Annotated in this window: 6 protein-coding genes; 3 read left to right on the forward strand and 3 right to left on the reverse strand. The window is 64.2% G+C overall.

The window, feature by feature from the left end:
- Positions 1-104: 104 nt before the first annotated feature.
- From PV760_RS01380 to PV760_RS01390, 3 genes are read right to left on the reverse strand one after another with little or no spacing between them, the layout of a single operon-like run.
- The gene (locus PV760_RS01380) at positions 105-1,754 is read right to left on the reverse strand and encodes an extracellular solute-binding protein (RefSeq protein WP_354626959.1); all 1,650 of its coding nucleotides are present in this window, start codon (positions 1,752-1,754) and stop codon (positions 105-107) included.
- Positions 1,755-1,785: 31 nt separating this feature from the next.
- Complete coding sequence (locus tag PV760_RS01385; RefSeq protein ID WP_354626960.1) at positions 1,786-2,715, reverse strand: carbohydrate ABC transporter permease; 930 nt, start codon at positions 2,713-2,715, stop codon at positions 1,786-1,788.
- Positions 2,699-3,742: an ABC transporter permease gene (locus tag PV760_RS01390; RefSeq protein ID WP_018776804.1), complete on the reverse strand. Its 1,044-nt coding sequence runs from the start codon at positions 3,740-3,742 to the stop codon at positions 2,699-2,701. The genes PV760_RS01385 and PV760_RS01390 overlap by 17 nt, the downstream gene beginning before the upstream one ends.
- A gap of 256 nt (positions 3,743-3,998) precedes the next feature.
- On the opposite strand from PV760_RS01390, the gene PV760_RS01395 reads away from it, so the two are divergent.
- The 3 genes from PV760_RS01395 to PV760_RS01405 all read left to right on the forward strand — a co-directional run bounded on the left by PV760_RS01395 (position 3,999) and on the right by PV760_RS01405 (position 8,670).
- Entirely contained in the window at positions 3,999-5,024 is a 1,026-nt protein-coding gene (locus PV760_RS01395) for a hydroxyacid dehydrogenase (RefSeq protein WP_354626962.1), read from the forward strand.
- A complete protein-coding gene (locus PV760_RS01400; RefSeq protein WP_354626963.1) occupies positions 5,024-6,118 on the forward strand; it encodes a LacI family DNA-binding transcriptional regulator in 1,095 nt (364 codons plus the stop codon). Before PV760_RS01395 ends, PV760_RS01400 begins: the two co-directional genes overlap by 1 nt.
- A 131-nt stretch (positions 6,119-6,249) precedes the next feature.
- Positions 6,250-8,670 carry a polysaccharide lyase 8 family protein gene (locus PV760_RS01405; RefSeq protein WP_354626964.1) on the forward strand — a complete coding sequence of 807 codons (2,421 nt, stop codon included), beginning with the start codon at positions 6,250-6,252 and terminating at the stop codon, positions 8,668-8,670.
- Positions 8,671-9,019: the final 349 nt, after the last annotated feature.

Consider the following 9,019-nt stretch of genomic DNA (forward strand, 5'->3'; position numbering starts at 1 on the left):
GGGTTCCTTGGGTTGTGCAGGCCGGGTTGTGCTGGCCGGGTTGTGCTGGCCGGGTTGTGCAGGCCGGGTTGTGCAGGCCGGTTTAGCGGACCGGGGCGGGCCGCCTACTTGGCCAGCGCTGATTCGTATTCGCCGCGGATGGTGTCGCCACCATTCTTCTTCCAGTCCGCCACGGCAGTCTTGAGTGCGTCCATGGTGCCACGTCCGGCAATGACTGCTGTGGCGGCGTCGGAGACGGGTTGGCCCAGCTTGGCGCCCTTGCTGGCGTTCGTCGGGCTGAACAGCGTGCCACAGGGATCTTCGACACCCAACGGGATGAGCTTCGAGTAGGCATTATGCATGTTGTCCACAATGTCCTTGTTGCTGGGGTCGTACACCACTTGCTGCGGTGCGGCCAGGTACTTCCACGGCACGGCGTTGTCCAGCAGGGCGCGATCGGTCACCACGGGATTACCGCTGGCGTCCAAGGTGTAGTCGGCCCCTTCTGCGCCGTAGTTGAGCAGCAGGTACTCCTCGCTGCCGAACGGAGCCGCCAGGAAGTTGGCCACGGCCAGGACTTCCTTGAGCTTGGTTTCGTCGGCTTTCTTGAGCATCACGGTGCCGAACGTGATGTTGTCCAGCCAGGTCTGCGCCTTGCCACCGTTGTGGCCCACAGGGATGAACGGGACGGCTTTGTTGGCCTTGTTGGCTGCGGGAACGCTGCGGCCGTAACCGGTGGGTCCGATGTAGGCCGGGAGTCCGTCGTAGATCATGGCCACCTTGCCGGAGATGAAGGAGTTGACCATCTGCGACTTCGTCCAACCTTCGGAGCCGGGAACGTACAAGCCGTCTTTGTAGAGTTTGGCTGCGAACTCGATCGCGGCCATGTATTCGTCCGTCTCGAACGCCCTGGTGAGTTTGCCGCCGTCGTTCTTCCAGACGTTCGGTGTGCGGAACATGTGGTGCAGCATGGTGAGCCCAAACTTGGTGCTGCCCAACGCCCACTGGTTCTTGGAGGGGTTGGTGAGTTCCTTGGCCACCCGGTAGAAGTCGTCCTTGTCCTTGATGTCTTCAGTGGACTTGACGCCGACGTTCTCCAACAGCGTCTGGTTCACGAAGCCGGATCCGCCGGTGAGGTTGCGCGGAATGGGCAGCGAGTACAGCTTGCCGGCCTGGACGGTCTGCTTCCAGAACACCTCCGGGATGGCGGCCAGGTTGGGGTAGTCCTTGATCTTGTCGCCGCCCAGCAACGGTGTCAGGTCCGCACATTTGGCCTGCAGGAACTCCACGATGTTGGGCACGGCGGCGCCGTCGTTGAGCATGAGGTCCGGAAGCTCGCCGCCCGCGATGATGGTGTTGAACTTGGTGGCGTAGTCGTCCGAGGAGACCGAGGTGATGTCCACCTGCCCGCCCAGACGGGCTTCGATGGCCTGCCACGCAGGGTTGTCCGCCCGCGCGTTCGGGGCCGTGCCGAACAAGTTGGTGATGGCCGTGATCTTGCCTCCCTTCAGCGGTGCTGTCTGCACGCTGCGGAACGGCGCGGGGTACTTGTAGAACGCCGACGGCACACCTTGCGCAGTACCGGGGATGTCGGCAGCGGCTGCCTGGAGGGGCATGTGCGTGGGCAACAATGCTTCGCTGGCGTTCGAGGCAACACTGGTGGTGCGCTGTCCGCAGCCTGCCAGGGCCCCGCCGCTGAAGAGAGCCAGCGCACCGATGCCTGCTACGGAGAGGAAGTTCCGGCGGCTGGGGCCGGCAGAGGGTACTGCGTTCATGGGTCTTCCCTTTCAAGAATGGAGAGTTGGACTAGCCTTTGATGGCGCCGGTGAGGACGCCCTTGGTGAAGTAGCGCTGGAGGAACGGGAACACGATCACGATCGGGATCAGGGAAATCACGACGACGGCCATCTGGATCGCCTGCGACGGCACCGCGATCTCGGCTACTGCGGAGTCGCCCATGGGCTGGCCGAGCAACACGTATTGCCGCAGGATCATGGATAGCGGCCACTTGTCGTCGTTCAGGTAGAGCATGGCGTTGAAGAACGCGTTCCAGTAGCCCACCGCGTAGAAAAGCCCGACGACGGCCAGCACGCCTCGCGAGAGCGGCAGCACCATCTGGACCAGGATGCGGAAGTCTCCCGCGCCGTCGATCTTCGCGGCCTCGAACAGTTCCTGCGGGAGGTTCATGAAGAAGGACCGGACCACCACCAGGTTGAAGGCACTCATCAAGGTGGGCAGGACCAGCGCCGCGTAGCTGTCCAGCAGTCCGAGTTCCTTGACCATGAGGAAGCTGGGGATGATGCCGGGGCTGAAAAGCATGGTGAACAGGGCGGTCATGAGGAAGAAGCGCCCGCCGACCAGGTCACGCCGCGTGAGGCCGTAGGCCATGGCCACCGTAACCACCAGGGAGAGGGCCGTGCCCACGGTGGTGATCAGCAGTGAACGGATCAACGCATCAGTCACCACTCCCCCGGCAAAGATGGTCTGGTAGGCAGCGAACGTGGGCTCTTTGGGGAAGAGGACCAAGCCGTTGTTGTTGGCGATCTCGCTTTGGCTGGAGAGGCTCGTAGCCAAGACGGCCAGCAGCGGGTACAGGGCCAGGAAGCAGATGATGACCAATGCGATGGTCTTGGCAACCTGGACGGCGGGCTTGGGTTTCTCCATCCAGACCGGGCGTGTGTCCTTGGGCTTCAGCCGGCCCAGGCCGGCCACCAGGGTGCTACTTGGATTTGCCATTGGAATAGACACCTTCCTGTCCAAAGAGATGGGCGAGTTTGTTGGCACCGAGCACCAGGATCAGGCCCACAATGCCCTTCACCAGGCCCACGGCTGCCGCCGGACCCCACTGCCCGTCCTGGATGCCGTGGAAGTACACATAGGTATCCAGGACTTCTCCGGCACCGGGACCCACGTTGTCGCGCTGGAGAACGATCTGTTCGAAACCGACGGACAGGATGCTGCCCAGGTTGAGGATGAGGAGCAGGATGATCACCGGCATGATTCCGGGGAGGGTGATGTGCCACAGCCGGTGGCGTGCGTTCGCTCCATCCACTGCGGCGGCCTCGTACAGTTCCTGGTCCACGTTCATCAGGGCTGCCAGGAAGATGATGGTGCCCCATCCGGCGTCCTTCCAGATGGATTGGATGGTGACCAGGAACGGGAAGAACTCCGGGGTGGTCATGGCGTCGAAGCGCGGAAGGCCCAGGCTCTCCAGCAGGTGCGGGACAGCGCCGGTGGCACCGAGGACTTCGGAGAAGACTGCCACGATGATCACCCAGCCAATGAAGTGCGGCAGGTAGACCACGCTCTGGACGAACTTCCGGATCCTGTCGGACACGATGCTGTTCAGCAGCAGTGCCAGGCAGATGGGAACCGGGAAGAACAGGGCCAGCTGGAGGCCCGTGATCACCAGGGTGTTGCGCAGGGCTTCCCAGAAGGCACCGTCCTGGAACATGGCCGCGAAGTTGTCCAGGCCCACCCAAACACTGTCCACGAATCCGAGGTAAGGCTTGTAGTCCAGGAAAGCGATGATGTTGCCGGCCAGCGGGACATAGTGGAACACCACGAAGTACAGGAAGCCCGGCGCGATCAACAGCAACATCACTTTGTCGCGGCGGATCCGGGCCATGAGGCTCTTCTTGCGGCCGCGGCCTGCGGCAGGTCCCCCCGGTGGGCGGCCCCGACGGCGGCCTTCCGCCACCGGCGCCGGCCCGCCGACGTCGGGCGTCGCCTGGGGCGTGAGTGTCTGGCTGTTGCTGCTCATGTATTTCCTCTGTCTGCGCCGAAGCCGGCGGATGTGGAGTGGCCCGGCGCCCGGAAGCGCTCGACGGCTAGAAATAGTAAGCGTTTACTATGGGGAACAAGCTACCCAGAAGAATTGTGTGATGTCAATAACACACAAAGATCCTTATATTGATTGGGATCTGGGATTGACAGCCATTCTTCGACGCACCTACGCTGACATGCAAATAGCAAGCGCTTTCTATGCTTTCATCACCACGACCGGACGGAAACCTGCAGTGACCACCAACCTCCAGCACGCCGGCACCATCAAGGCTGCGTTCGTGATGGGCCGCAGTAATCTGCCCACCCTGTTCAGCACCGAGGACCTTGCCCGGCTCCGTGGAATCGTCACACTGCTGGATCCCGAGCCCGTCTCCGATTTCACCGTCCCGGGCACCCTTGAGCGCCTCGGAGACGCCGAACTGCTCATCACCGGGTGGGGCGCCCCTCTCATTGATGCCTTCGTACTGGACCACTTGCCCCGGTTGCGCTGCATCGTCCACGCGGCAGGCACCGTGAAAACTTTCCTGTCCCCTGAGGTGTACACCCGGGGAATCCAGGTGTCGTCGTCGGCCGCGGCCAATGCCGTGCCGGTGGCCGAGTTCACGTTCGCCGCGATCGTCATGGGCCTCAAGAGGGCCCGGAGGTTCAGTGAGCAACTGCGCATGACAGGCGCCTCCCGCAACGCCGCAGGGTTTCCCACCATCGGAACCAACGGCGTCACGATCGGCTTGGTGGGCGCCTCGCGCGTCGGGCGCCAAGTGATCGGACTGCTCAAGAACCTCGACGCGCGGGTACTGGTCTACGACCCCTACCTCACCGCCGTCGAGGCCGCCGAACTGGGTGTTGAAACTGTTGGCCTGGACCAGCTCTGCGCCCTTGCCGATGTGGTGAGCATCCACGCTCCGGACATCGCTGAAACGCGCGGCATCATCGGTGCGCAGCAACTTGCCCTCATGAAGGACGGGACACTGGTCATCAACACCGCACGCGGCGCGCTGATCGATGCAGCAGCCCTGACGGCGGAACTCGTGTCGGGGCGGCTGGACGCGTATCTGGATGTCACGGATCCGGAACCGCTTCCTGCCGACTCGGTCCTGCACACCCTGCCCAATGTGGTGCTGACGCCTCATATCGCGGGGGCAATGGGCAACGAGATCCACCGTTTGGGCAGCCACGCCGTCACGGAAGTCCGGCGATTGAGCGAGGGCTTGCCCTTGGCTTATCCGGTATTGGCGGCGGATCTTGCGAGAATCGCCTAGTGACTGACAAAAGCTCCCCCACAGATCCGATCCATGCCCGCGGCGGCAGCGGCGCCACCATTGCCGACGTCGCGCAGGCGGCAGGCGTGTCCGTGGCCACCGTTTCCAGGGCCCTGAGTGGCAACTACCCGGTGGCCAAAGCCACGCGTGAGCGGATCTTCCGCTCCGTCTCGGACCTCGGCTACGTGGCCAACGCGCATGCCCGTGCCCTGGCCGGTGCCACTACCCGCACGGTCGGAATCATCATCAACGACGTCGCCGACCCTTTCTTCGCTTACATTGCCCGGGGCGTGGAGCGGCAGGCGAGCGCCGAGGGCCGCCTGTGCCTGATCACCGCCACCCATGGCGACAAGGAACGGGAGCTCGCGCTGGTGGACCTCATGCGCGAGCAGCGGACTGATGCGGTGATCGTGGTGGGCGGAGCGTCGGACGACCCCCGTTACCGGAAGCAGATGGCCGACCGTGCCCGGGCGCTTGCTGCGGCAGGATCCGCGTTGGTCCTGTGCGGCAGGCCGTCCCTGGGCACTGGTGTTCCCACCAAGATGGTCACCTACGACAACGAAGGAGGCGCCTTCGCCATTACCGACTACCTGATCTCGCAGGGACACCGGAGGATCCTTTACGTCGGTGGCCCCCGTGATTTTTCGACGACGGCGTCCCGGCTGGCCGGTTTCTACCGCGCCCTGGATGCCCGAGGTATCGAACGCGATCCTGCCCTGGTCCACGAAGGAGCCTTTGGCCGCGGCTTCGGCTACAGCCGGATGCGCGAACTGTTGGAGCAGGACCTTGGGTTCACCGCCGTCTTTGGTGCCAACGACCTCGTCGCCGCCGGAATCCTGGAGGCTCTCGAAGAACGCGGAATCAGGGTCCCGGAGGACATTTCGGTTGTTGGCTACGACGACGTTCCCGTGGCCAGCGAGCTGCGTCCCCGCCTGACAACTGTGCGGGTGCCGCTCGAGGAACTGGGACGCGAAGCCGTGCGGCTGGCGCTGGCCCAGTCTCCGCACGACGCCGGCGCCTCCTCCGACAACACCCTCACCGTCGGCACGCACATAGTCATCCGGGACTCGGTGTCATTTCCCAAACAGTCGTGAACTCTCCGTTCACTGCTGTTGAGGGGCCCGGGAACCGGACATAAAGCTGCGGAGAGCTTCACCGCAGCCGCATTCCCATCACCCCCGAAACAGTTTTGAACGGAGCAGTTTTGAACTTCACTGGACCCACCATGAGCCGCCGAAATCTCTTCCGCACCACGGGGGCTGCCGCCCTCGCCGGGGCACTGCTGTCCCAGACAGCGCCGTCCATGGCAGCCGGCGACGCCGGCTTGCAGGAACTCATAGATCGTCGACGCCTGGTCCTTACCGGGAGCCGGAGCGCCGCGGATGTCCCCGAACTCGCAGGGCAGCTCGAAGGGATGGGCAGCACCGCCGGTACGTGGTGGACGTCCATGGACAAGGCGCCGGTCCGGACCTCTCTGTGGAGCGACATCCCCTTGACGGGCATAGGACAGTCCACCGCGGCCACCAGCAACATGGGCCTGCACTTCAACCGCCTCTACGACATGGCGTTGGGCTACGCGGTCCCCGGCAATCCCTACGCCGGGAACCCGGAACTGGCCGCTGACATTGTTGCCGGACTGAAGCTCCTCAATGACACCGCGTACAAGCCCGGGATGCGCGCTGCCGGAAACTGGTGGTTCTGGGAAATCGGTGTTCCCCGCAAGTCAGTGGATATCCTGACACTGCTTCATACCGAGGTCCCCGAAGCCCTGCGGACGTCCCTGCTGGCAGCTGTCCGCTGGTTCGCACCGAACCCGAATTGGCGCGGCCGTGCTACATCTTTCGCCGAGACAGGCGCCAACCGCGTGGACAAGGCGCTGGCCTGCTGCATGCGCGGCATCCTGGACAACAATCCGGATGAAATCGCGTTGGGACGTGATGCCCTGAGCGACACCGTCCGCGGTGGAGTCAACAGCGTCTTCACCTACGTGACCAGCGGCGACGGCTTCTATACCGACGGCTCCTTCGTGCAGCACACGTACCTGCCTTATGCCGGGACCTACGGCGTGGTGGCGTTAGCCGGTATCGCAGAGATCATTGCCATGCTGGGCGGGAGCTTGTGGGCCGTCAGCGACCCGAAAAGAACCGTACTCCTTGAGGCAGTGGAACAGACCTATGCCCCGTTCGTGTGGGACGGCCGGATCATGGACACCGTCCGCGGCCGTGCCGTGTCGCGGCAACGGGAACCCGACTACGTCAGCGGCTTCGGCCTGATCTCCGCGGTGCTGCTGTTGGCGCCGGGCTGCGAGCAGCCGTACCGTTCCCGGTTCCTGGCCTTGGCCAAGGGCTGGCTGGAACGCTGCGCAGACCAGAAACTCGTAGGGCACCCAACGCAGAGCCTGGCAAAGTCCCTGTTGTCCCTGGACGTCCTCTCCAATACCGCCGTGGTCTCCGCGCCGGCACCGGTGTACAGCCGCATGTTCGCCGATCAGGACCGACTGGTCCACCACCGCCCCCAGTGGGGTTGCACGGTGAACCTGTCCTCCAAGCGCATCGGCAGGTACGAGTGGGGCAACAGCGAGAACAACCTTGGCTGGTACCAGGGCGACGGCATGACGTTCGTTTACACCCGCCAGGACCCCTCGCAGTTCAGCTCCGATTTCTGGCCGACGGTGGATCCCTACGCCCTTCCCGGCACCACGGTCAATGACCAAGCACGGGCCAGCGGCGCGGGAGGCGCCGGGACCGGAATTCCGCGCGCTTTCCAGGCTTTTGCCGGTGGGCTCACCGTGGATGCCCGGTGGGGTGTCATCGGCATGGACCATCTCAACCACAACAAGACCTTGTCCGGCAGGAAGTCCTGGTTCTTCCTTGATGACGCGGTGGTCTGCCTGGGGGCGGGCATCACCGGCACGGGTGGGGCTGCCGTCCAGACCACGGTGGAGAACAGGGCGTTCGCGTCAGGAACCGTGCCTGCGTTGCGGACCGATTCCCGGAACCGTCGCATGGCACCCGGCGATGCAGCAGTACAGCTCCAGAAGTCCGTGCACATCGAGGGGCACGGCGGCTACGTGTTCCTTGATGCGCCGGGAGTGTCCGGGGTGCCTGAAGTGGCCGTGGTCCGCCGAACGGGGAGCTGGTTCGACGTGAACTCCGGAGCAGACACCGGCGGGTCAACCGATCCTGTTACCCGGGACTATGTGACCGTCACGCACCGCCACGGTGTGGATCCATCCGGATCGGGCTATGCCTACATGGTGTTGCCCGCGGCAAGCCATTCCACTACGTTCTCCCAGTCGGCCAACCCCGATGTCAACGTCCTGGCCAATTCGTCGGAGGTCCATATGGTTGAGCTGGTCAAGGACCAACTCGTCCTGGCCAACTTCTTCGCAGCAGGCACTGCAGGCGGCTATGCCGTCTCCGGCTCGTGCACCCTGGCAGCCCACCAGGCCGGGAACCAGCTCACCCTGTCCGTGGCCGACCCATCCTGGACCCAAGCCAGCGTCCGGATCACGCTGCCTGGTTCTCAGTGGCGCACCGTTGTACAGGCCGACGACGGCGTGGCCTTGGTCAGTGCCGGGCCCGTGGTCATCGAGGTCCAGCTGGACGGACATGGCCACCAGAAGAACCTGACGCTGGGCACCTAGGGCGCTCCGGCGTCGAGATCGCGGGAGCCATGCGGGATCGCTGTCTAGCTACAGCGATCTCGACGAGGAACGGCGATCTCGGCGCACTCCGGCGAACTCGGGCCACTGCGGCGACGGCGTGGGCCTGGTCAGTGTCGGGCCAGTGGTCATCGAGGTCCAGCTGGACGGACATGGCCACCAGAAGAACCTGAGGCTTGGCGCCTAGGGCGTTTCGGCGTCGAGATCGCGGGAGCCATGCAGGACCGCTGGATAGCAACGGCGATCCCGGCGCGCTCCGGCGAACTCGGGCCACTGCGGCGACGGCGTGGGCCTGGTCAGTGTCGGGCCAGTGGTCATCGAGGTCCAGCTG

Origin of the sequence: Paenarthrobacter sp. CC6 (genome assembly GCF_040560085.1) — a bacterium.
GTDB lineage: Bacteria > Actinomycetota > Actinomycetes > Actinomycetales > Micrococcaceae > Arthrobacter > Arthrobacter nicotinovorans.